Origin of the sequence: Pseudomonas sp. (assembly GCF_050739935.1) — a bacterium.
In the GTDB taxonomy this organism is placed as follows: domain Bacteria; phylum Pseudomonadota; class Gammaproteobacteria; order Pseudomonadales; family Pseudomonadaceae; genus Aquipseudomonas.
Genome location: NZ_JBOICF010000023.1, coordinates 13,244 through 35,108 on the forward strand (window position 1 = coordinate 13,244; position 21,865 = coordinate 35,108).

The following is a 21,865-nucleotide window of genomic DNA, read 5'->3' on the forward strand; positions in this document are numbered from 1 at the left end:
CTGACTGGAACTGAACACACATGAGCCAAGCTGTCTCCCTGGGCATCGACCTGGGCACCTCGGAACTCAAGGCCATTTTGCTCGACGCACAAGGTACGGTGCTGGCCCAGGCCGGCGCCCGGGTGAGTGTGTCGCGCAGGCAATCCGGTTGGTCGGAACAGAATCCCGTTGACTGGTGGCTGGCCTGCGTGGCGGCACTTGGACAGTTACGTACCGAGCAGTCAGAGGCCTGGAGCCGCATCGAATGTCTGGGGTTGTCGGGACAGATGCATGGCGCCGTGCTGCTCGATCAGGCTGGACAGATCCTGTATCCGGCGATTCTCTGGGATGACTCGCGAGCGGTGGCGCAGGCCGAGCAGTTGAATCGCGAGTTTCCCGATTACGCCGAAATTACCGGCAGCCTGGCAATGGCCGGGCTGACGGCGCCGAAGTTGCTATGGCTGCGGCAATACGAACCCGAGCTCTTCTCCAGGATCGATTGCGTGCTGTCGCCCAAGGACTACCTGCGCCTATTGTTGACGGGCGAGCGGGTCAGCGACATGTCGGATGCCGCAGGCACGCTATGGCTGGATGTGGCGCGGCGGCAATGGTACGAACCGATGTTGCGCGCCACCGGTTTGGACCTGACGCAGATGCCGAGATTGCTGGAGGCCGATCAACTGTCTGGCTCCCTGAACGCAGAAGCCGCGCAGTTGCTCGGTTTACCCCTGGGTTTGCCTGTCGCGGCGGGTGGTGGTGATAACCCGGTGTCAGCAGTGGCCATCGGGGCGATCAATGCGGGGGATGCTTTCGTGACCCTGGGTACCAGCGCGGCCATCGTCGCGATTACCGATCATGCCGCGGGGAATCCGCCCAGCGCGGTGCACAGCTTTTGTCACGCAATGCCGAATCGCTGGTACACCATGGGCGCGATGCTTGCGGGGGCCAGCTGCCTGCGTTGGGTGACTCGGCTGCTCGGTCAGCCGGATGAGCAAACCCTGCTGGATCAGGTATGCACGGCGTTGCCCGTCGACCAACCTGTTGCCGAAACCTGTCCCTTGTTCTTGCCTTATCTGGCAGGCGAACGAACCCCGCACAACGACCCGCTGCTGCGCGGTGGTTTCATGAGTCTGGGGCATGACAGCACGCCCGCCATGCTCGGCTATGCGGTGCTGGAGGGCGTGGGTTTCGGCTTGCTGGACGCGATGAACGCCGCTCTGTCGGCCGGGGCCAGGGTCAACGCCTGCGCACTGGTCGGCGGCGGCGCGCGCAGTGAGTACTGGGCGCAGTTGCTGGCCAATATTCTTGATCGCGAGGTCTACACCTTGCATGGCAGCGAGTTGAGTGCCTGCATCGGTGCGGCGAAGCTGGGGCTGCTGGCGATCGGGCAGGGGGCTGATTTGCTGCAGCACGGAATGCCGATCAAGGCGCGCTATCGACCGATGGCATCAGTGCAGCCAGCGTTGCGAGTGCGTTACGCGAAGTTTCGCGGGCTGCTGCCCGCGGCGCAGGGGTTGCATGGCCGATAGGGCACATCTTTGGTAGAGCGCGATTTGTAGCCGTCCGGCTTACCGGCGGTGGCGCGCGATGAATCGCTGCCACCGGTAAGAGCTTGCTCACGAAGGCGTTGTGTCAGCCGACAACCAGGCATCTGCCCTGACGCACTCGTGAGCAAGCTCACTCCCACAGATGGGGCTGGCAGAGAATCGCCAGCCGACTGCTACAGATGCCGACGCTCTGATTTTTCTTAATGCACTGCCCAGGACCGCGGCGCAGGGGTATGGCTGAATTTGGAAATGCCCTTGACCCAAAACCGCCGATGCTGGGTCTGATCCGGTGGCAGCAACGGCTTGCTGGACCACTGGTGATGACGTTTCGACTCTTCGCGATAAGCCTTCCACTCCATCGCTTCCGCCGTATCCTTAGCTGCTCGCTCGTCGTCGAACCAGCCAAGAACGGACACTTCGCCCTGATCGCGGCCATGTTCTACCAGCAGAAAAATGTCGTACATACCTGAGCCTTTCATTCATCAAGTCCGGCCCGATTTTCGGGCGCCACTGATGGTTTATCGACTGTCGACGAGAAAAATTTAGCGGCATGGTATCGCGCCGGACTGATGCTGCCGCGGCTCGGAGCGGCTACGCGTCGGCAACGTCTGTTATTTCGGCAGGGGCGTGAGCACGTCGCCGTTGTCGTCCAGCAGGATGAACACCAATAACTTCGCAGGGTTGCTCGCGCTGGCATTGCGTGATTCGTAGTGCCTGGAGCCAGCAGGTTCGTACCAGGTCTGACCGGCCTTGTAGGTGATCGCCTTGCCATCGTTGACCCGCGAAATCACCTCGCCTTCGAGCACATAGGCAATCGCGCTGCCACTGTGGCTGTGGGGGATGGACACTTGTCCCGGTTGGTAATCGACCGTCAGCACCATGGCCTTTTTTCCCGGCGCGTTGAGCATCGGGTGGTTTTCCAGCACGGTGACTTTTTCGTGTCCTTCATCGTGGGCCTGCGCGCCGAACGACAGCGCCAGACACATCATCAAGGGCAGCGCCAGGCAGGACAGAGTCGCGGCCAGCAGTTTCACAGGGTTCATGGTCCTTCTCCGGATGGGGGTGACAGATGACAAAGCTATGCCCGGCTTGCCACCGGTCACATTCCCAATCCGGTAAAAGATCATGAGGCCAATTGCGCGAGATCCAGCGTCACAGGATCGAAATCGGATAGTCCACGATCAGCCGAAACTCGTTCTGATCGCCCTCGGCCTGATCGGCGTTGCCGCGGTGCCAGGCCTGGCGAACGCGGAACGCCAGATCCTTGGCCGGGCCGTCCTGAATCACGTATTTGGCTTCCAGGTTGGTCTCATGGTGTTTGCCGTCTTCGCCATAACCGTAAGCGCGATACGGACTGTCGGCGGCCATCTTGGTGCCGTCGATATCCCGCCCATTGATGTAGCGGGCCATGAAACTCAGCCCCGGAATGCCGTAGGTGCTCATTGAAAGGTCATAACGTGCCTGCCAGGACTTTTCCCCTGGGCCGTTGAAGTCCGAATATTGCACGGAGTTGGCGAGGAAGATCGAGTCCCCGGTAGTGCCCGGCCCGTTATCGCCGAACGACACATAGTCGAACGGCTCATCGCCATGCACTTTCTGATAGGAGAGGGTGAAGGTGTGCCCGGCCAGGAAACTATAGGCAGCGGCGAGCGACCAAGTGGTGTTGTTGATTTCACCCGCCTTGGCCTGGCCTTCGTCGTTAGTGCGATAGAGATTGAAGTCGAAGGTCAGAGACTGATCGGCGGGCATCGCCAGCACATAGTTGGCGTTGGCGTAGTACTGACGCCAAACGTCTTCGAATTCGGAGCCGTATAGCTGCAGCGAGAGACTGTCGTTGATCGCGTACTTGCCGCCGACGAAGTCAACGCTGTTGGTGGTCACCCCGGCATAAGTGGCGAACAGCTCACCACTTGCGCGGGTGTGCTGCGGCCCATTGCCGGCGGTGAAATGTCCGCCCTCAAGGTCCAGGTCCTTGATCTCGCTACTTAGCAGACTGAAGCCGGTAGCCGTTTGCGGGAACAGGCGCGTGCCTCCGGCCGCGAAGACCGGCGCGGTGGGCTGCATGGTTCCCCATTTCAGCTCGGTCTTGGAAATACGCGCTTTGATCGCGCCGCCGGCGGTGGAGAACTCGTCTTCCGGGCTGCCACTGCTGTCCACCGGAATATTGCCGGTGCCCGAATGCCCGGCACCCCCATCGAGCTTCAGCCCATACCAGCCGAAGGCATCGACGCCAAAGCCGACCGTGCCTTGGGTGAATCCCGAACTGAAGTTGGCCATCGCCGCCTGGGACCAGTCACGCTGGTCTCGCGCTTCACTTTTCCCATCTCGATTGAAGTAATAATTGCGGAACAACAGATCCAACTTGGCATCATCGACGAAGCCTTTGGTATCGGCCTGATCGTTGACGAAGGCTTCTGCTTCAACTGATTGGACATATCCCGCCGAAACCGCCAACGCGATCAGACTCAGACTTATCACTCTCATAATGGCATTACCTCTCAGGTCTCTGAGGCAACTCGCTATTACTTTGTGCAAGTAACAGCACCCGCTTGCCTGCAAGACGCAAAGGATAATCGGGGATCCGCAGTTCGCCACTTTATGAGCGCAATCGGGCATCCATAACCCGTTTTTCGGACGATTGGTTTGTTTAACAGGCAATTAAGCCGCGTGGTTAAAGTGCTTTTTCATCCGTACCCACTATCCGCACCTCAACGATTGCCGAGGAAATTGCAATGTCTGGGGCCGTATGCGGATGGGTGCAGGCTGAGGAAGGGGCGCAAGGGGCGAGGTACGGATCAGCTCAAGCGAAACTGCCGCGATGGGAAAAGAAATATCAAAACGGTGCGCACAAAGTGTGGGAGCGAATTCAGCCGCGATGCAGGTTGAGAGGCAACAAATGCCGTTTGCCCTGAACACCGCTTCGCGAATCAATTCGCTCCCAGATAGGGTCAGCTTTGGGGGCTAGGACACCCTTACTTGCTGCCGCCGGATCCACCCGAGCCACCTGCGCCAGCGCCGTCACCACCGCCGCCGTTGCCGCCCATGCCGGTTCCGGTACTCATCCCGCCACCGCCCTCGCCGGTGCTGCCATTGCCGTCGGAACTGCCCGAACCTTTGGTGCCGGGGGTGGAGGTGTTACCGGTTTTGGGGGTGCCGTCGGTATTAGGACCCTGGCTGCTGTTGCGTGGGCCCACGGTACCGGAGGAACTAGCTGGATCGGTCGGACCGGTGGGGCCAGCGAATGCGGAGCCGGTCGCTACAGCGAGCAGGCTAGCGAGAGTCAGGGCCGTCAATTTTTTCGTGATCATGATGTGAATCCCTTTTCTGTCGTGGATACACCTTGGTCTGGTCGCCGGGCGCAGACGTGCCCTTTTGCCGACGAACGGTCAAAAGCGATACGCCTCGGGCACGTGCCGTGCAATGAACGCCTGGGTGTGTTCGAGAAAGGCCGTCTGCAGCTTCGAAGCAGGCCCCTGCACTGGCAGCAGCATGCTGAAATCCATTTCAATTGCCGGCTCGAACGCTTTGAAGACAATCCCGGTGCCCCGGTAATTGACCGCGCTCAGCACATCCACCAGCGCCACCCCAAGGCCGTGCTCGACGAATTCGCACATCGGCTGCGACAGCTGGGTTTCCAGGCGCAGTTCGCGCTCGACGCCATGGGCGGCGAACAGGGTGTCGATCTGCTGCCGCGAACCGATCGAATGCGGGTAGGAAATGAACGCCTCGCCGCGCAGGTCCTCGGGCACGATCACCGGCTTGTCGCAGAGCCTGTGACTCGCTGGCAGAGCACACAGCATGCGGGTTGCCAACAGTTTTTCCGAACGTGGACTGGGGTAGGTGTTGGGCAGCACGATGATGCCCAGATCACAGCGCTGGCCGACCACCAGATCGATGACTTCCGACGACGAATGCACCACCAGCGAGATCTGCACGCCGTCATGCTCGGCCATGAACGCGGCAATCACCCGAGGCATGAACGCCAGGCCCATCGCCGGCGCACAGGCGATCTGCAGCGAGCCGCGCTTGAGGCTGCGAATGTCCTGCGCCGTGCGCGCAATGCGCTCGACCCCGACCAGCGAGCGCTGTACTTCCTGATACAGCGTCATGGCTTCGGCGGTCGGCTGCAGACGCCCCTTGATCCGGTCGAACAGGGTAAAGCCGATGTCTTCCTCGAGGCTGGCAATCAGTCGCGTCGCCGCCGGTTGCGAGATGTGCAGCATTTCCGCGGCGCGGGTGACGGTCTGGCCGAGGATCACTGCCCTGAACGCTTCGAGTTGACGCAAATTCATTCTTTCATCCCATAACAAAAAGACATGACTGGCAAAAAATAAAGCATTTTTCATAGCCCTGACAGAGCCACTAGCATCGGATTTCAGTGAACAGCAACAGGCTGCAGGCCAAGTAATGAATCATGCGCAAGACTGATCTGATTGTCGTCGGTGGTGGCCTGGTGGGTATGTCCATTGCGTATGGGCTTGCGCTATTGGGGCGTCGGGTAACGGTGCTCGACGAGGGCGATGATGCCCTGCGCGCTGCTCGCGGCAACTTCGGTTTGCTCTGGGTGCAGGGCAAAGGCTATCGCAATGCTGCTTATGCCAGCTGGACCCGGCAGTCAGTGGCGTTATGGCCGGAGCTCAACGCCTTGCTGCAGTCCGACACTGGTATTGATGTTCATCTGCGTCAGCCCGGCGGATTTCAGCTGTGCCTGAGCGATGAGGAAATGGCTGAGGAAAGCCGCCGACTGATCTGGCTGCGAGAAGCGTTCGATGGCGATTACCCCTTCGAACTGCTCGACCCGATCCAGCTCAAGGCGCGTATTCCCGGTATCGGTCCGGGCGTGGTCGGTGCCTGCTATACGCCGATGGATGGCCACGTCAACCCGCTCAAACTGCTGCGCGCCCTGTATGCCGCCTGCCAAATGCGTGGTGTGAAGGTTGTCAACGGCCTGAGCGTCGACGCTATCGATCAGCATCCTGGCGGCTTCGAGCTGCGCGCTGGGGAGCAGCGGTACTGCGCTGATCACCTGGTGCTGGCTGCCGGACTGGGCAATCGTCCGCTGGGCGCTATGCTGGGCATGAACGTGCCAGTGCGGCCCAATCGCGGACAGATTCTGGTCACCGAACGCCTGCAGCCGTTTCTGCACTATCCCACCACTTACGTGCGCCAGACCGACGAAGGCACGGTGCAGCTGGGCGACTCTCTGGAGGCGGTGGGTTTCGATGACCGCACCAGCAACCAGGTGATGTCCGAGATCGCTGCCCGCGCAGTGCAGTGTTTCCCGCGTCTGGGCCAGGTGCGCATGGTGAGGGCCTGGGGCGCGCTGCGTGTGCTCAGCGCCGATGGCTACCCCATCTACGAAGCCGCCCATGGCAGCCCCGGCGCATTTGTCATCACCTGCCACAGCGGCGTGACCCTGGCCGCCGCCCATGCATTGCGCCTGGCGCCCTGGATTGCCGGGGAGACCGACGAACCCGCGATACGGCCGTTCGATCTGGCCCGATTCGAAGGCAAGCGTGAGGTGCACTATGCCCACTGAAGCGCTGTTCCGGCGTCTGCATTTGGCACGGAAATACGTGCAGATCGAATTCGAAGGTATGCCGCTCACGGTTCCCGCCGACGTCTCCCTCGCCGCTGCATTGTTGAGCCATGACGTCGGGCATACCACCCGCGAGAGTGCGGTCAATGGCAGGCCCGGTGCAGCCTACTGCATGATGGGCGTGTGCTTCGAATGCCTGGTGGAAGTCGACGGTCAGGCCAATTGCCAGGCGTGTCTGATTCAAGTCACCGAGGGCATGCGCGTGCGTCGTCAGCGCGGTGCTCGGGATCTGCTGAGCGGAGGGACGGACGATGAGTGAGGCAGTGGTTGATCTGATCATCATCGGCGCTGGCCCCGCAGGCATCAACGCGGCGCTGGAGGCCAAGGCCCATGGTCTTGACGTCGTGCTGCTGGACGAGCAGGGAAGCCCCGGCGGACAGATCTGGCGAAACGTCGGCCAGACCGACGCGGACACTCGACAAGTGCTTGGCAACGACTACACCGCAGGGCTCAGGCTTGTCGAAGCGCTGCTTGCCAGCGACGTACGCTATCTGCCCAATGCCGCGGTCTGGCAGGTGACCGAAGAGCGTCGCGTGCATGTTCTGGTCGGCGGCAAGGCTCGTGTGTTGCAGGGTCGCCAGTTATTGATCGCCACCGGCGCCATGGAGCGGCCGATGCCGATTCCCGGCTGGACCCTGCCCGGTGTGATGACCGCTGGTGCGGGTCAGATTCTGCTCAAGAGCGCCGCTCTGGTGCCACAGGGACCCATGGTTCTGGCCGGGTGCGGGCCGTTGCTTTATCTGCTTGCGGTGCAGTACCTGCGTGCCGGGATCCGCATCGAAGCGTTGGTCGACACCAGCCAGCGGCGCGAAGTGTTCAGACATCCGCGTCAGGTATGTCAGGCGCTCGGGGGGTGGCGAGACCTGCTCAAAGGGGTGTCGCTACTTGCAACGCTCAAGCGCGCTGGCGTCAAACACTACCGCGCCGCACGCAACCTGCGGATTGAAGGCGAGCGACGTGCCGAGGCGTTGAGTTTCGACAGCCAAGGCCACGCGCACAAGATTCAGGCCGCGCTGATTCTGCTGCATCAGGGCGTCATCCCGAACATCCAGATCAGCCAGTCCCTGCGCGCCAGCCACGAGTGGAGCGAGCAGCAGTTGTGTTGGATTGCCCGCCGTGACAGCTGGGGCGAAACCAGTCTGCCGGGAATTTTCATCGCCGGTGATGGCGGGGCTGTTGGTGGTGCCAATGTAGCCGTTACGCAGGGGCGTCTGGCAGCCTTGGCGATCGCCCACCGGTTGCAGAAAATCGATGATGCACGTCTGCACGACCTCGGCAAACCCTGGCGCCGGTTGCTGCGAAAACAAAGTGCTGCGCGGCCGCTGATCGACGCGTTGTATCGTCCCGACGCCCGGAATCGCATTCCCCACGACGACACCATCGTCTGCCGCTGCGAAGAGGTCAGTGCCGGGGCGATTCGCGCTTACGTCGACCTCGGTTGCCTGGGGCCCAATCAGACCAAGGCATTCGGGCGATGCGGCATGGGTCCGTGTCAGGGGCGTCAGTGCGGTCTGAGCGTTACCGAAATCATCGCCGAGCATCGCAACGTCCCGCAGGCGCAGGTCGGCTACTACCGCATTCGCCCACCCCTCAAGCCCATTACCCTGGCGCAACTGGCCACCGAGCGTGAGCTTGAGACGTCCACTTCCTCAACCCTCGAAAGGAGCCCGTCATGAGCACCTCGATCCACCGTATCGAAAGCAACCCACGCCTGAGCCGCAGCGTGGTTCACAACGGCGTGGCCTGGCTGGCCGGTATCGTCGCCGCCGATTGCACCCAGGACATTCGCGGCCAGACCCGTCAGGTGCTGCAGCGTGTCGACGAATTGCTGGCCGCCTCGGGCAGCGACAAACACCGATTGCTCAGCGTGCAGATCTGGATGAAGGACATGACCGCCGATTTCGCCGGCATGAATGAAACCTGGAGCGCCTGGGTCGATGCCGCGCAGACACCGGCGCGGGCCACCTGTCAGGTGATGTTCGATGACCCTGAAATCCTCGTGGAGATCATCGTCACCGCCGCCGTCTGATTTTGCTTCAAGGGCAGGGCGCCATTCACTTGCATCAGAGCGCCCACCCGCCGTTCACATTGCTGCTGCCATAACGGGCGCGATCCTCATGCCGAGGGCTCGCCCGACTTGAACAACATCGTCCGGAGCCATGCATGAACCTCAGAACCATCGTCACTACCCTGGGCCTCGCGTCCGTGCTCACCTTTAACGCCCATGCCGCCGACGCGCCGCTCAAATTGGGCATCGAAGCCGCTTACCCACCCTTTGCTTCGAAAACCGCCGACAACCAGATCGTCGGCTTTGACTACGACATCGGCCAGGCCCTGTGCGCCGAAATGAAAGTGCAATGCGTATGGAAGGAAAACGAGTTCGACGGCCTGATTCCCGCACTCAAGGTGAAGAAGGTTGACGCCATCATCTCGTCAATGTCGATCACCCCCGAGCGTATGAAATCGGTGGACTTCACCAACCACTACTACCGCATCCCGGCGCGGTTGGTCGTGCGCAAGAGCAGCGGCATCACCGACATCCCCGCGCAACTAAAAGGCCTGCGCATCGGTGTGCAGCGTGCTACCAACTTCGAGCGTTACGTCACCGACAAATTCGTCCCGGCAGGCGCGCAGATTGTAAGCTACGGCTCACAGAACGAAGTGTTCCTCGACCTGCTGGGGGGACGCATCGATGCGACCATGGCCAGCTCGGTCGCCATCGACGAAGGCCTGCTGAAAAAGCCTGAAGGCAAAGATTACGCGTTCGTCGGCCCGACGTTCACCGAGGAACAGTACTTCGGCACCGGCATCGGCGTGGCCGTGCGCAAGGGCGACCCACTGCAACAGCGATTCAACCAGGCCCTGGCAACGATTCGCGCGAACGGCACGTACGAGCAAATCCAGAAGAAGTATTTTGATTTCGATATTTACGGGGAGTAATCGAGCTTTGCGTCTGCGCGGCGTTTGATGTTGGCTCAAGTCAGGCGCCCTCCGGGCAGAGGCCGGGATCGCGCAGGATTCCAGCTTTTGATTCTGCCCGCAGGGCGTAGGAGCGGGGGTTGGCAGCGATCTGCCGACCCCCGGCCCGTTACATCGGCGGCGTCACGCCGTTTTCGCCCGCAGAGATCGACAAGGCGCTCAGCGAACCGTCCGCCGCGGGCTGTGCCTGAAGTACGATTTTCACGCCGGGCTTAAGCAGGCTGCGATCACCAGGCACCAAGTTGACGATCGGCACATCATCCGGGATCATGATCTTCTTCTGGCCGCCCTTGTAATTCACGGTAATGGTGCGCCCGTTGCTGGTTACCAGATCGCCCACCGAACCGTTGGTCATGGTGCTGTCCTTGCCAAGGTCGAACGCGCGATGACCATCCCCGGTACCCGCCATCTCTGGCGGGAACACGTGAACTTCCAGTGCCTTGAGCGTGCCATCGGCCTGGGGAATGGCAGCCGAACCGATATAGCTACCCGGCTTGATTTCCGATACCTGCGCCAACGTCACACCCCGTACCTGAGTGTCCTTGGTCAGGTTGACCTGCAGGTCCTCATTGCGGTTGCTGTGCACCTTGAGTACGTCGCCCTCGATCGCGGTGATCGCGCCGCGCACGCGGGTCGGCTTGGCGTCCTCGGCCTGGGACGGTCCTGCCATCAGCAGCGCCGAAGCCAGCGCAGTGGAGATCAGCAGGGCTTGCCGCAATTGCTTGCCTGTTGTCATTTTCATGGGGTCGCAATCCTGTGTGGTTGTTCCGAATCCCGAGCTTAGCGTTACCTGTTCAGAAAGGTGATGACATCCCTGTCAGAAAGGCTGCGTTCAGAATCGACGACGTCGGCCATGATGCCGGGGATGGTGTCGGCATACATAGACTATTTGCATAGTCCTATAGAATTAAAATGAATTTAAGTAATTAAAAATCCGGTGATAAGGTTTTAAGCAGTCGCTGGAACCTTAGTTAAGGTTATTAAAACTTTCCAGATGACCTCGTCCATTTCATTCATCTGGTAAGGGAACACCATGGCCGTTTTCGATCATCTGAGCCGCCGTCGCGTGCTGGGTCTGGCAGGCGTCGCGTTGGCTTCGCCACTTTTTTTGTCATTGCCGCGCGGAGTATGGGCGGCGGACGAGCACGCGGATCACGCGAGCCACGGTGCCGATGCGGCCGAACCGGCAGGCACCGGCGATTTTATCCGGCTGGATCAGCCTCGCGCGCTGAAACTGGCCATCAACCTCAATGCAGTGTGCCTGGCCCCGGTGGTGATCGCCCACGGACAAGGCTTTTTCAAAAAGCACAATTTGGACGTCGAGTTGGTCAACTTCGGTAATTCCACCGAGGTACTGCTCGAAGCCATTGCCACCGGCAAGGCGGATGCGGGCATCGGCATGGCGCTGCGTTGGCTCAAGGCGCTGGAGCAGGGTTTCGATGTCAAGCTGACGGCGGGTACTCATGGCGGATGCCTGCGCTTGCTGACGGCGGCCAATGGTGGCGTTAACAGCCTGGAAGACCTCAAGGGCAAGGCGATCGGCGTGACTGACATGGCGAGTCCGGATCGCAACTTCTTCTCGATCCTGCTCAAGAAGCATGGCGTTGACCCGGTGCGTGACGTCGAATGGCGCCTGTATCCCGCCGACCTGCTGGGCACGGCGCTGGAGCGCGGCGAGGTGCAAGCGGTCAGCGGCAGCGACCCGTTCATGTACCGACTGATCAACGCCGGCAAGGCCCGCGAACTGTCCACCAATCTGGTCGAAGAGTACGCCAACCTCAGCTGCTGCGTGGTTGGGGTGACCGGCAAACTGGCCAGGGATGACAAGCGTGTGGTCGCCGCGCTGACGCAGGCAATCCTCGAAGCCCACGACTATTCGGTAAAGCATCCCGAAGAAGTCGCCAAGGGCTTTCAGGCCTACGCGCTCAACACCACCACCGAAGAAGTGGTGGCGATTCTCCACGATCACACCCATGGTCATCACGCGGTAGGCGCGGCGTTGACTGCCGAGATCGCCACCTACGTCCGCGATCTGAAAACGGTCGAGGTGATTCGTCAGAGCACTGATGCCAACACCTTTGCCGGGGAGATCACTGCCGATGTCTTCAGTTGAGCTGGTCGAGACCGGCGAACCCGTGAGAACCGCGACACGCTGTCTCTGGCTGCAAGGCCTCATCGCGGCGGCGATGTGGATCGCCTGCGCGGCGTTGATCGTCTGCTGGCCGAACGCCTTGCGCACTTGGCCAATGACCCAGGGGCTGGCCAATGTTTGCCTGACGGTCGCGGCGTTGATCGTGCTTGCGGTCATTATCGTTCGCTGGTCTGGACACTTGACGCGACGTACCCGGCCGTTGGGCGCATGGTTGATCGCCTTGCCGATTCTGCTCGGCGTCTGGGAGCTGTGCACCGCCAAGCTCGGCTGGCTGCCGGTGCCGTTTTTCGCACCGCCCCAGGCGTTGCTCGACGTCTATGTCGAGGACTGGCCGCGTCTGGCCGACAGCCTCGTGCATTCGGCGCTTCTGTTGGGCAGCGGGGTGGCAGTGGGGGCGATCACCGGTTTCGTCGCCGGTGTGGCCATCGGCTGGTCGCGCAGCATCGGCTACTGGCTGCATCCGGTGCTGCGAATCCTCGGTCCCGTGCCGTCCACGGCTTTGCTTCCGCTGTGTTTCTTCCTGTTCCCCAGCAGCTGGAGCGCGAGCGTTTTCCTGATCGCACTGGCGACTTGGTTTCCGGTCACCGTTCTGACCTGGTCCGGAGTGTCGAGTGTCGACAAGGCTTACTACGATGTGGCCCGGACGTTGGGCGCAAAGCAGCGTTTTCTGATCTTCAAAGTGGCCATTCCCGCCGCGCTGCCACACGTGTTCGTCGGCCTGTTCATGGGTCTTGGTGCGTCGTTCTCGACCTTGGTCGTAGCGGAAATGATGGGCGTCAAATCAGGCATCGGCTGGTATCTGCAATGGGCGCAAGGCTGGGCGGCCTACGCCAACATGTACGCCGCATTGTTGATCATGGCATTGGCGTGTTCGGGGCTGATCTCGGCGTTGTTTTTGATTCGTGACCGGCTATTGGCCTGGCAGCAGGGAGCAATGAAATGGTGAACACGGCAGACGCAACTGTCGCGCGGCAAAGCCCTGGGCTGGCGCTGCGGATCGACAATCTGAGTCATGGCTTTTCCCTGGAGGGGCATCGTCTGCCGGTGCTGGAACGAGTATCGCTCGATGTTGCCCCAGGTGAATTCGTCGCGCTGCTGGGGCCGTCGGGGTGCGGCAAGTCGACCCTGCTGCGCTTGGTGGCGGGTTTGGAAACCGCTGATCGCGGGACATTGCAGGCAGACGGCGTGGCGATCACATCACCTGATCCCAGCCGCGTAGTGGTGTTCCAGGATCCCACGCTCTATCCCTGGCGGCGAGTCTGGGACAACGTGGCGCTGGGGCTGGAGGCGCAGGGGCTGCTCAAGACCACAAAAGGCAAGGTCGATCAGGCGTTGGCGAAAGTCGGCCTGAGTCAGTTCGCCCGTGCCTATCCTCGGCAGTTATCCGGTGGCATGGCGCAACGCGTCGCGCTGGCCAGGGCGCTGGTCAACGAACCCCGATTGCTGATTCTCGATGAGCCATTGGGCAAGCTCGACTCGTTGACGCGGATCGCCATGCAGCAGGAGCTGATCGATCTCTGGCAGCGTCAGGGCTATACAGCTCTGCTGGTAACCCACGATGTCGAGGAAGCGCTACTGCTGGCCAATCGGGTCATCGTGTTCAGCGATCGCCCGGCGACGATCAAGGCCGAGCTGACCATCGACCGGGGTTACCCACGGCACCGCGACGACCCGTATCTGCTCGACCTGCGCAAGCAGATTCTCGGCCTGTTGGGGCTTGGAGAGCGTTGGTAGCGCAGACCGACGTTGCGCGCCTGTCGTCATTCACGACAGCGCGCAATCATCCCGCCTACTGCTGTTGCAGCGAAAGGGTCGTGTTGGCCAGTTTTGGCTGATTGAACATGCTCACCAGCACTTCATCGAGGATTGACGAAGCACCCCACGGACGAGCGTCGTTGAGGATTGCGACGACGACCCAGGTGTTGCCGTTGCTGTCGCGGCTGAAGCCTGCGATGGCGCGAACGGTATTCAGGGTGCCGGTCTTGATGTGGGCTTCGCCGCGCAGGGCGGTGCGTTTCAGACGCTTGCGCATGGTGCCGTCCATGCCTGCCAGCGGCAGCGAACTCATGAACTCAGCCTGATAAGGACTGTTCCATGCCGCCTGAAGCATTTGCGCCATTTCCCGTGCACTGACGCGTTCGGCGCGAGAAAGCCCGGAGCCGTTTTCCATGACAAGGTGCGGCGCGGTAATACCCTTTTTCGCCAGCCACTGACGAATCACCCGTTGCGCGGCCTTGGCATCGTCACCGTCGGCTTCATTGCGGAATTCCGAACCCAGGCTCAGGAACAACTGCTGGGCCATGGTGTTGTTACTGAATTTGTTGATGTCGCGGATGATTTCCGCCAGATCCGGCGAATAGGCCTTGGCCAGCAGTTTGGCGCTGCCGGGAACCACGTCCAGACGGTCCTTGCCCAGAATGGTGCCACCCAGTTCCTGCCAGATGGCGCGAACGGCGCCCGCGGTGTAGGTCGGGTGATCGAGCAGCGACAGATAGGTCTGCGAGTTGCAGCCGTCGCCCAACTGACCGGAAACCGTGACCGTGATGCCGCCGTCGGCTTCGGGCACCGGGTTGTACAACACATCGCCCGTGCACTTGTTCGAGGACAGAGCCTTGACCTGATTGTTGATGTGAATCGCCGCGATCGGCGGCTCTACTGAAACCAGGATCTTGCCACCGTCATTGCGGGTCACGAAGCGCAGGGCTTTGAGGTTAACCATCAGGGAATCGGGGCGGACCAGGAATGGCTTGTTCTTGTCATTGCCGTCGTCGTCGAACACCGGCAGTTGCGGCTGGATGAAATGGCTGCGGTCCAGCACCAGATCACCGGTGACTTGCTGTACGCCATTGGCGCGCAGATCACGCATCAGCAGCCAGAGTTTTTCCATGTTCAGCTTCGGATCGCCGCCACCCTTGAGGTAAAGGTTGCCGCGCAGGACGCCGTTGCTCAGGGTGCCGTCGGTGTAGAACTCGGTCTTCCACTGGTGGGTAGGGCCGAGCATTTCCAAAGCAGCGTAAGTGGTCACCAATTTCATGGTGGAGGCGGGGTTGACCGATACATCGGCGTTATAGACGGTGGGGGTTCCAGGCCCGGTCAGCGGCAGCATGACCAGCGAAAGAGCGCTGTTGTCCAGCTTGCCCGCCTTGAGCGCATCCTGGACCTTGGGTGGCAACGCGGTGTTGATCGGTGCAGCAGAAATGGACAGAGAAATCGGCAGAAGCAGGGTGGCAAAAAACAGCGGACGCAAAGACTTGATCATTCAATAAACCCTACTGCGGAAGAGGGGAAAACAGGAGGGGATGGATTCCCTCATGACGTAAAAATGACCGGGACTGGAAATGTCTCGGCCAACGGGCGGAAAAATGGCCCTGTAATGACGCGGCATTATGCCCCAAGCATTCGTGACTTGCGCCGGGGGGAAACCGTCAAACCGCGCTATTTTTTCAAATGCCGCGAAATTGTCATCTGAAAAGGTGTTTTTCTGTGCGGCGTCGCCGGTGGAGAGTGCAGTTTTTTCGCGTCTGAGGCGACAGTTCACCGTTGGGGCGCGATAGCACAGGACTAGTCATCGTTCGTTGCAAATCGACGTCCTGCCCAACCGTCACCCACAAAAAAGCCACCGCGAAGGTGGCTTTGTTGTAGCAAGCGGTTCAGGACTCGGCTGCCCGGCCGTTAAGCTTGCTGTCAATCCTGCGAATCAGACAGCCGGATTGATCGGCTTTTCCGGGTACCAGGCGTCCAGCAACGGGCTGACTTCAACCTTGGTTAGCTCGCTGCGGCCTTTGAGCCAGGCTTCCACAGTGGCGCGCTGCTCTTCGGTGACCGAGCCTCGGTCAGCCAGGCAAACTAGACCGTAGTCATCGCCGCCGACATAGTCCAGGCCATTGCCGTCCATTGCATCAGTCAGGAATGCGTCGAGGAAGGCGTCGATTGCCTCGTCATCCAGACCTTCCTTGAATTCCAGATTCAGCTCGAAGCCCAATTCCTGGAACTCGTCTACACAGAGCTTTTTGCGCAGACGACGGGAGCGGTTAGTGGCCATGAAGCAATCCTCTTAGGTAAATTCGGGGCGCAGTCTACCAGCTAACGGCCGCTTGCGCGTCCGGCGCGTCGGATATCCGGCTGTTCGTATCAGGTGATGCCATTTTGCGGCTCTGGTGAGGCATGTCATGGCAATTAGGGTTGACCCAGTGTTGAAACCGACCGAGCTGTTTCCGAGTCATGGTTCAGTGGTTCTGCACTATCCATTCGCGCACATTCGTGCAGTACGCCCGAAGTCTGAACCTCTCCAAAATTCTAACTTGCTGAATTAATAGAATATTTTTAGAGCGCACCTATGGCACGCACTCTGCAATCTATTGGAGGTAACAGGAGGACTGGCATCCAGACCGGTCCACTGAACGTGATACCAGAGGAAATGACATGAACGCTATCGACCTTCTCAAAGCAGACCATGAACGTGTTAAGGCAATCCTGACTCAGTTGAGCGAATCTACCGAACGCGGCGTGAAAAAACGTAGGGAACTGCTGGCCAAGCTCGAAATGGAAATCACCGTCCATACCAAGATTGAAGAAGAAATCCTTTACCCTGCCTTCAAAGAGGCCGGAGCCAAAGAGCAGGACATCATGTATTACGAAGCCAAGGAAGAACACCGTACTGTGGACTCCCTGGTGCTTCCTGACCTGAAAAACACCGATCCGTCCACCCCCGAGTTTTCCGGGCGGGTAAAGGTGGTGAAAGAACTGCTCGAGCATCACATTGAGGAAGAGGAAACCGAAATGTTTCCCCAAGCCAATAAATTGCTCGGCAAAGCCAAGCTTGATGAGCTGGGCGCGCAAATGGAAGCGATGAAAGCCGAATACAAAAAGTCATCGCTGGCGGGAATGGCTGCGTAATTGTGGTTGCGTAATGGGTGGATTGAAAAGCCCGGCTCACAGCTGGGCTTTTTATATTTGCGTTGTCGCGATTGCAACGTTCGCAATCGAGCCGCGTCGTCGGTGAGCCGTATGACGTTGGTCAAAGCGTCGCGACTTCTACGGTCTGCGATGCTTCACAAGTCCCCGCTCAAGTCTCTCCATCGCCACTTTCAACGCCTGCGCATGGCCGTTCACCGCTGTCGTCGGCATGTCATCATCACAAGCCTCCTCCAACCGCTCGCACAGATCGATCACCTCAACGGCACTGATGATCCGCGCCGCGCCCTTGATCTTGTGGGCTACATCACGAATTTCCTGCCGGTCTTCCCGGGCGCTGACCTCACTCAACTCCCTGGCATCATCCCGGCAACTGCTGATCAACTGACTGATCAAATGCTCGATCATCTCCGGCCGATTCCCGGTCAGTGCCACGATGCTTCCCATATCGAATGGCGGATGTTCAGTCTGCTGACCCCGGTATCGCTGCCCTGCGCCAATCCGCGAAAGCCGCTCGTTCAGCGCGGTAAGGCTGATCGGCTTGAACAGGCAATCGTCCATCCCGGCCTCCCGGCAGCGCTGTATTTCCTCGGGTTGAGCGTTGGCAGTGAAACCCAGCACAGTGCAGGGCTGCTGCTCATGGTCGCGTTCGTGAGAGCGTATCGCCCGGGTCAGGTCGTAGCCATTCATGACCGGCATGTTGCAGTCGACCATCACCAGATCGAAATGCCGCGCCAACCAATGCTCCAGCCCGCGAGCCCCCTGGTCTGCGACATCGCAGCGATGCCCGAGGAACTCCAGCTGCTGGCACAGCAAAAGGCGGTTCGCTGGATGGTCGTCGACCACCAGAATATCCAAAGGCGCTGCGCTGTGTTCGCTGCTGTCCCGCAGAACCGGAAGAATGGCCAGCGGGTCCAGTGAGGTCAGCTCGAACAGCATCTGCACTCGAGTCCCCTTGCCAGGCTCGCTGTCGAGGGTCAGGGTTCCTCCCATCATCTCGCACAGATTGCGACAGATGACCAGCCCAAGCCCGGCGCCCGTCCTTGCCAGTTGCCCGCTGTTGTCGGCCTGGGCGAAAGGCGCGAAGAGTCGAGCCTGATCTTCCGGCGTAATGCCGATGCCGCTGTCTTGAATGACGACCTGCAGGCGGATCTGTTGTTCGTTGGTCGAGTCTTCCGCCTGCAGGCCAATGCGGATATGCCCTTGCTGCGTAAACTTGATGGCATTGCTGATCAGATTGGAAAGAATCTGCTTGAAACGCAGTGGATCGATCAGCACGTCGATGTTGATCCGGCTGTCCAGGTCCATTTGCAAGGCCAGACCTTTTTGTCGGGCGAGGCCGTCGAACACCCTGACCACCGATTCCACCAACTGACGCAGATTGGCCCGCTCGGGGCTGAGGGTCAGGCGTCCGGATTCGATGCGGGCGATATCGAGGATGTCGCCGATCAGGTCCAGCAGATCCTTGGCCGAGTTGTATGCCACCTCGATGGCAGGGCGATCCAGTTGCCCCTGATCGGCGCGTTTGAGGGCCAGTTCCAGCATGCCGATGACCGCATTCATCGGCGTGCGTATCTCATGACTCATGGTTGCCAAAAAAGTACTTTTCGCTCGGTTGGCATCATCGGCCTGTTGCTTGGCGGCTTGCAGTTCCTCGATCAGTTGGCGTCGCTCGCTGATGTCGATCCAGCCGCCGATGATGCCTTGGACCTTGCCCAGCGAATCTCGAAACGGAAGGATCCAGTGATAGATAGTCAGTGACTGCTCGCCAATGTGCAGCGAGCGATCGAGGATCAGCGGCGTATCGTCAGCCATCACTTGCTGGTAATCCGCCACATACTGCCGGGCCTCCTGAATGTCGCTCAGAGCGCCGTCGAGAATGCTTTTGCCGATCACCTCTTCGCGTTTGGCCGAGAACGCGGTGAGGTAGCTCTCGTTGCACATCTGCAACAGCCCGGCGCGATCGCGCACGTAGATCGGATGGGGGGTGCCGTTGACCAGTGCGCTCATGAATTCGAACTGATCGCCCAAGGCCCGCTCGGCGCGTTCCCGTTGCTTTATCTGGCGGCGCATCCACGCGTTCCAGGCAAGAGAGCCCAGCAGCAATAGCCCGGCGCCAATGACGATCTGGTAGACCAGCAACTGATAGTCTTTCCATGCGCCGCGTCCGGTAGGCATATAGCTGCGCCAGCGATTGTTGATCACGGCAAGGTCTTCCGGAGCGATGCTCGACAGCGCCTTGTCGATGATGCCGCTCAACTCGGTGGCATTGCGGGAGGTCGCCATCGCGATACGCGCGGGCTCACGGCCTACTGTCACTCGCATTTGCAGGGCGTCGCTCAGCCCCCGTGATGAGATGAAATAACTGGCGCTGAACAAAGAAGTGACGGCACCTTCGACCCGACCGTGAGCCAGCATGTCCAGGGCCTGGGCCGGATTGTCGACTTCCACCGGGTAGATGCGCGGATGGGCCTGCTGCAGATATTCGAGCACCGGGCTGCCCAAGGTGAGGGCGACGCGTTTGCCTTCCAGCTGATCGAGATTGGAGGGGCTGGACGTTGCCTTGCGGGTGACCAGGACGAAGGCATTGTCCATGTACGGGCGGCTGAAGTTGAAACGGTTTTCGCGCTCGTCGCTGGGCACCATAGCGCCGATCAGGTCGGCCTGACCCTGAGCGAGCCGATTCATCATGTCGCGCATGTTCGGGGCATGGCTGACCTCGAATCGCAACCCGGTGCGCAGTTTTATCAGATCCAGCAGATCGGCGGTGACCCCGCGGAAATTGCCGTTGGCGTCGAAGAAGGTCAAGGGTGCGTAGGCATCGTTGATGACCACCCGAACCGTGGGATGCTGCGCGATCCAGCGCTCCTCGCGCTGGGTCAGCTGCAGTTTCTGATCGGTGAGCAGCAGATCGGTACCTGCGCCCCAGCGCTTGGAAATGGCAATACGCTCCTCGATGGGAATGCCCTTGAGGATCAGGTTGATCATATCCAGCAACGCAGTGTTGTCAGCCTTCACGGCAAAGCTGAAACCGTTGGGTTCATGCTTGCCGAAGTTGGCCATCTGTACGTTGTTCAGATAGCCCTTGTTGATCACGTAATGAGTGGAGATGGCATCGCCCAGAAAAACGTCCGCCTGGTTGAATGCGACTGCGTTGATCGCGCTTTGAAAGGAAGGGAAGGTCTGCAGGCTGGCCTTCGGATACAGGGCGCTGATTTCCTCGGGGGGAAGATAGTGGTAGACCATGCTCAGGCGCAGGCCGTTGAGGCCGTCGGTCAAGCCCCGGGTTTCACCCGTGCGGGTCACCAGCACCGGTTGATCCACGGCGTAAGGCGATGACAGTTTGAGATCGGAGGCAGCAGCTTCGTAGCCATTGGCGCTGCCCAGCAGGTCAACTTCCCCCCTGAGCAGAGCCGCGATCGCCTCGTCTCGTGACTCGTAGCGCAGAACCCTGATCGGCAGATCCAGGGCCCGTGCCAGAATGCCCGCGTAGTCGGCGGTGAAGCCTTCGTAGTCGCGACCTGTGAGGGTCATGTCAAAAGGCGGGTAGTCCGGCGAGGATGTGCCCAGAATCAGTTCGCGCTTGTCGCGCACCCATTGCCACTGGGTCCGATCCAGCGTGACATCCATGTGCGCCGGATTGGCGCGGCTCAGCAGGGTATAGCGTTCGGCTCCTGCCGACTGGGCCGGTGCACTGATGCTCAGGCACACAACTACAATCGCAATCCAATAGTCCTTTAACCCCTTCGACATCCTATCTCTCACACTAGGGAGTTGCGTTTTGCCATCTCGATAAGTTCTACCAGAGTCTTGGCTTTGAGTTTTTGCATTAAACGGGTTTTGTAAGTGCTCACAGTCTTGTTGCTGAGAAACATACCCTTGGCAATTTCCTTGTTTGTTCGCCCTTGGGCAAATAATTGAAGGACCATCAATTCGCGATCATTGACCAGTTTGAAACGCTCCAGTTCGTTCGGGTCACCGTCGCCGGCGGATACCCCGAGCGCCTGGCTTGGGAAATAATTGTAGCCGGAGAGTACGGCTTTGACAGAACTGACAAGTTCACTGAGGTCTTCCTGCTTGCATACATATCCGGCTGCACCCGACTGCATGCAGCGTATTGCAAATAAACTCGGCGCCTGCGCGGTCAATACCAGGATCTTCGATGGAAGGTTCATTGCGTTGAAGCGAGCCAGCACTTCGAGCCCGTCCAGCTTGGGGATGCTGATGTCGAGGATGATCAGGTCCGGCATGCATTCGCGCACCATCTGCATGGCATCCACACCGTTGTCAGTCTCGCCGACGATCTCGTAATTTTCGTTTTCCAGCAGCATCCGGATGGCGAGGCGAATGACAGGATGATCATCGATGATAAAAACTGTGTTCATAATTCAATCCATAACGAGCAGCGAAGAAAGCGCGCACCTTATCTCAGATGCTGGAAGGCGCGCATGAACGGAACGGGCTCACAGCCATATATAGGAAAGATCCTACAAAAATTAGAGTCTTACCGTACGTCAATACCCAGGGCGGCTGAAAACGTTTAAAAAAATCGAGGCTTGTTGATACGTGAAAAGTTATCAGGAAACGAGTGTTTATTTCTATTCGGAATGATCCTACATTAATGTCAGGCACCGGCTACATAATTAAACCGGAAGGTATTTTTGCTATGACGCTGCCTGTCCCAATACCACGACA

Annotated in this window: 20 protein-coding genes; 10 read left to right on the forward strand and 10 right to left on the reverse strand. The window is 59.6% G+C overall.

The features are described from left to right. Positions 1–20 precede the first annotated feature (20 nt). The gene (gene xylB, locus ACRER8_RS03620) at positions 21–1,508 is read left to right on the forward strand and encodes a xylulokinase (RefSeq protein WP_431744985.1); all 1,488 of its coding nucleotides are present in this window, start codon (positions 21–23) and stop codon (positions 1,506–1,508) included. A 218-nt stretch (positions 1,509–1,726) separates the two neighbouring features. On the opposite strand, the gene ACRER8_RS03625 is transcribed toward xylB, so the two are convergent. The 5 genes from ACRER8_RS03625 to ACRER8_RS03645 all read right to left on the reverse strand — a co-directional run bounded on the left by ACRER8_RS03625 (position 1,727) and on the right by ACRER8_RS03645 (position 5,818). Beyond that, on the reverse strand, positions 1,727–1,990 hold the full coding sequence (locus ACRER8_RS03625) for a hypothetical protein (RefSeq protein WP_431744986.1): 264 nt from the start codon (positions 1,988–1,990) through the stop codon (positions 1,727–1,729). A 147-nt stretch (positions 1,991–2,137) separates the two neighbouring features. After that, complete coding sequence (locus ACRER8_RS03630) at positions 2,138–2,515, reverse strand: cupin domain-containing protein (RefSeq protein WP_431745106.1); 378 nt, start codon at positions 2,513–2,515, stop codon at positions 2,138–2,140. 163 nt (positions 2,516–2,678) lie between these two features. Continuing rightward, positions 2,679–4,010, reverse strand: a complete 1,332-nt coding sequence (locus tag ACRER8_RS03635) for an OprD family porin (RefSeq protein ID WP_431744987.1) — start codon at positions 4,008–4,010, stop codon at positions 2,679–2,681. A 488-nt stretch (positions 4,011–4,498) separates the two neighbouring features. Continuing rightward, complete coding sequence (locus tag ACRER8_RS03640) at positions 4,499–4,834, reverse strand: hypothetical protein (RefSeq protein ID WP_431744988.1); 336 nt, start codon at positions 4,832–4,834, stop codon at positions 4,499–4,501. 78 nt (positions 4,835–4,912) lie between these two features. Next, entirely contained in the window at positions 4,913–5,818 is a 906-nt protein-coding gene (locus ACRER8_RS03645; protein WP_431744989.1) for a LysR substrate-binding domain-containing protein, read from the reverse strand. A 122-nt stretch (positions 5,819–5,940) separates the two neighbouring features. Between ACRER8_RS03645 and ACRER8_RS03650 the strand changes: the two genes are divergently transcribed. The 5 genes from ACRER8_RS03650 to ACRER8_RS03670 all read left to right on the forward strand — a co-directional run bounded on the left by ACRER8_RS03650 (position 5,941) and on the right by ACRER8_RS03670 (position 10,065). Then, complete coding sequence (locus ACRER8_RS03650) at positions 5,941–7,065, forward strand: NAD(P)/FAD-dependent oxidoreductase (RefSeq protein ID WP_431744990.1); 1,125 nt, start codon at positions 5,941–5,943, stop codon at positions 7,063–7,065. Further along, positions 7,055–7,384 carry a (2Fe-2S)-binding protein gene (locus tag ACRER8_RS03655; RefSeq protein WP_431744991.1) on the forward strand — a complete coding sequence of 110 codons (330 nt, stop codon included), beginning with the start codon at positions 7,055–7,057 and terminating at the stop codon, positions 7,382–7,384. Before ACRER8_RS03650 ends, ACRER8_RS03655 begins: the two co-directional genes overlap by 11 nt. Beyond that, positions 7,377–8,801 carry an FAD-dependent oxidoreductase gene (locus tag ACRER8_RS03660; RefSeq protein ID WP_431744992.1) on the forward strand — a complete coding sequence of 475 codons (1,425 nt, stop codon included), beginning with the start codon at positions 7,377–7,379 and terminating at the stop codon, positions 8,799–8,801. The genes ACRER8_RS03655 and ACRER8_RS03660 overlap by 8 nt, the downstream gene beginning before the upstream one ends. Then, positions 8,798–9,154: a RidA family protein gene (locus ACRER8_RS03665; RefSeq protein WP_431744993.1), complete on the forward strand. Its 357-nt coding sequence runs from the start codon at positions 8,798–8,800 to the stop codon at positions 9,152–9,154. The genes ACRER8_RS03660 and ACRER8_RS03665 overlap by 4 nt, the downstream gene beginning before the upstream one ends. 134 nt (positions 9,155–9,288) lie before the next feature. Beyond that, complete coding sequence (locus tag ACRER8_RS03670) at positions 9,289–10,065, forward strand: ABC transporter substrate-binding protein (RefSeq protein WP_431744994.1); 777 nt, start codon at positions 9,289–9,291, stop codon at positions 10,063–10,065. Between the two features lie 148 nt (positions 10,066–10,213). Here the strand turns inward: ACRER8_RS03670 and ACRER8_RS03675 are convergent, their stop codons facing one another. Next, positions 10,214–10,846 carry a DUF5666 domain-containing protein gene (locus tag ACRER8_RS03675; protein WP_431744995.1) on the reverse strand — a complete coding sequence of 211 codons (633 nt, stop codon included), beginning with the start codon at positions 10,844–10,846 and terminating at the stop codon, positions 10,214–10,216. A gap of 291 nt (positions 10,847–11,137) precedes the next feature. Between ACRER8_RS03675 and ACRER8_RS03680 the strand changes: the two genes are divergently transcribed. The 3 genes from ACRER8_RS03680 to ACRER8_RS03690 are packed head-to-tail and all read left to right on the forward strand — an operon-like array spanning position 11,138 to position 13,990. Further along, positions 11,138–12,217, forward strand: a complete 1,080-nt coding sequence (locus tag ACRER8_RS03680; protein WP_431744996.1) for an ABC transporter substrate-binding protein — start codon at positions 11,138–11,140, stop codon at positions 12,215–12,217. Beyond that, positions 12,204–13,202 carry an ABC transporter permease gene (locus ACRER8_RS03685; protein WP_431744997.1) on the forward strand — a complete coding sequence of 333 codons (999 nt, stop codon included), beginning with the start codon at positions 12,204–12,206 and terminating at the stop codon, positions 13,200–13,202. The genes ACRER8_RS03680 and ACRER8_RS03685 overlap by 14 nt, the downstream gene beginning before the upstream one ends. Then, the gene (locus tag ACRER8_RS03690; RefSeq protein ID WP_431744998.1) at positions 13,196–13,990 is read left to right on the forward strand and encodes an ABC transporter ATP-binding protein; all 795 of its coding nucleotides are present in this window, start codon (positions 13,196–13,198) and stop codon (positions 13,988–13,990) included. The genes ACRER8_RS03685 and ACRER8_RS03690 overlap by 7 nt, the downstream gene beginning before the upstream one ends. Before the next feature lie 55 nt (positions 13,991–14,045). Here the strand turns inward: ACRER8_RS03690 and dacB are convergent, their stop codons facing one another. Then, positions 14,046–15,515, reverse strand: coding sequence for a D-alanyl-D-alanine carboxypeptidase/D-alanyl-D-alanine endopeptidase (gene dacB / locus ACRER8_RS03695; protein WP_431744999.1), 1,470 nt, complete (start codon positions 15,513–15,515; stop codon positions 14,046–14,048). 438 nt (positions 15,516–15,953) lie between these two features. Further along, positions 15,954–16,298 (reverse strand): YggL family protein, encoded by a 345-nt coding sequence (locus tag ACRER8_RS03700; protein WP_431745000.1) that lies wholly within the window; start codon positions 16,296–16,298, stop codon positions 15,954–15,956. A 380-nt stretch (positions 16,299–16,678) separates the two neighbouring features. On the opposite strand from ACRER8_RS03700, the gene ACRER8_RS03705 reads away from it, so the two are divergent. Continuing rightward, positions 16,679–17,152, forward strand: a complete 474-nt coding sequence (locus ACRER8_RS03705) for a hemerythrin domain-containing protein (RefSeq protein ID WP_431745001.1) — start codon at positions 16,679–16,681, stop codon at positions 17,150–17,152. Between the two features lie 138 nt (positions 17,153–17,290). On the opposite strand, the gene ACRER8_RS03710 is transcribed toward ACRER8_RS03705, so the two are convergent. Together ACRER8_RS03710 and ACRER8_RS03715 are read right to left on the reverse strand one after the other, a co-directional pair. After that, complete coding sequence (locus tag ACRER8_RS03710) at positions 17,291–20,923, reverse strand: transporter substrate-binding domain-containing protein (protein ID WP_431745002.1); 3,633 nt, start codon at positions 20,921–20,923, stop codon at positions 17,291–17,293. A gap of 8 nt (positions 20,924–20,931) precedes the next feature. Beyond that, positions 20,932–21,555, reverse strand: a complete 624-nt coding sequence (locus ACRER8_RS03715; RefSeq protein WP_133748794.1) for a response regulator transcription factor — start codon at positions 21,553–21,555, stop codon at positions 20,932–20,934. Between the last annotated feature and the right edge of the window lie 310 nt (positions 21,556–21,865).

Coding starts and splice junctions, on each gene's coding strand:
- ACRER8_RS03685 (WP_431744997.1), top strand. CDS start 12,204: ATGTCTTCAGTTGAGCTGGTCGAGACCGGCGAACCCGTGAGAACCGCG.
- ACRER8_RS03675 (WP_431744995.1), bottom strand. CDS start 10,846: ATGAAAATGACAACAGGCAAGCAATTGCGGCAAGCCCTGCTGATCTCC.
- ACRER8_RS03645 (WP_431744989.1), bottom strand. CDS start 5,818: ATGAATTTGCGTCAACTCGAAGCGTTCAGGGCAGTGATCCTCGGCCAG.
- xylB (WP_431744985.1), top strand. CDS start 21: ATGAGCCAAGCTGTCTCCCTGGGCATCGACCTGGGCACCTCGGAACTC.
- ACRER8_RS03650 (WP_431744990.1), top strand. CDS start 5,941: ATGCGCAAGACTGATCTGATTGTCGTCGGTGGTGGCCTGGTGGGTATG.
- ACRER8_RS03625 (WP_431744986.1), bottom strand. CDS start 1,990: ATGTACGACATTTTTCTGCTGGTAGAACATGGCCGCGATCAGGGCGAA.
- ACRER8_RS03655 (WP_431744991.1), top strand. CDS start 7,055: ATGCCCACTGAAGCGCTGTTCCGGCGTCTGCATTTGGCACGGAAATAC.
- ACRER8_RS03705 (WP_431745001.1), top strand. CDS start 16,679: ATGAACGCTATCGACCTTCTCAAAGCAGACCATGAACGTGTTAAGGCA.
- ACRER8_RS03665 (WP_431744993.1), top strand. CDS start 8,798: ATGAGCACCTCGATCCACCGTATCGAAAGCAACCCACGCCTGAGCCGC.
- ACRER8_RS03680 (WP_431744996.1), top strand. CDS start 11,138: ATGGCCGTTTTCGATCATCTGAGCCGCCGTCGCGTGCTGGGTCTGGCA.
- ACRER8_RS03670 (WP_431744994.1), top strand. CDS start 9,289: ATGAACCTCAGAACCATCGTCACTACCCTGGGCCTCGCGTCCGTGCTC.
- ACRER8_RS03690 (WP_431744998.1), top strand. CDS start 13,196: ATGGTGAACACGGCAGACGCAACTGTCGCGCGGCAAAGCCCTGGGCTG.
- ACRER8_RS03630 (WP_431745106.1), bottom strand. CDS start 2,515: ATGATGTGTCTGGCGCTGTCGTTCGGCGCGCAGGCCCACGATGAAGGA.
- dacB (WP_431744999.1), bottom strand. CDS start 15,515: ATGATCAAGTCTTTGCGTCCGCTGTTTTTTGCCACCCTGCTTCTGCCG.
- ACRER8_RS03700 (WP_431745000.1), bottom strand. CDS start 16,298: ATGGCCACTAACCGCTCCCGTCGTCTGCGCAAAAAGCTCTGTGTAGAC.
- ACRER8_RS03635 (WP_431744987.1), bottom strand. CDS start 4,010: ATGAGAGTGATAAGTCTGAGTCTGATCGCGTTGGCGGTTTCGGCGGGA.
- ACRER8_RS03660 (WP_431744992.1), top strand. CDS start 7,377: ATGAGTGAGGCAGTGGTTGATCTGATCATCATCGGCGCTGGCCCCGCA.
- ACRER8_RS03715 (WP_133748794.1), bottom strand. CDS start 21,555: ATGAACACAGTTTTTATCATCGATGATCATCCTGTCATTCGCCTCGCC.
- ACRER8_RS03710 (WP_431745002.1), bottom strand. CDS start 20,923: ATGTCGAAGGGGTTAAAGGACTATTGGATTGCGATTGTAGTTGTGTGC.
- ACRER8_RS03640 (WP_431744988.1), bottom strand. CDS start 4,834: ATGATCACGAAAAAATTGACGGCCCTGACTCTCGCTAGCCTGCTCGCT.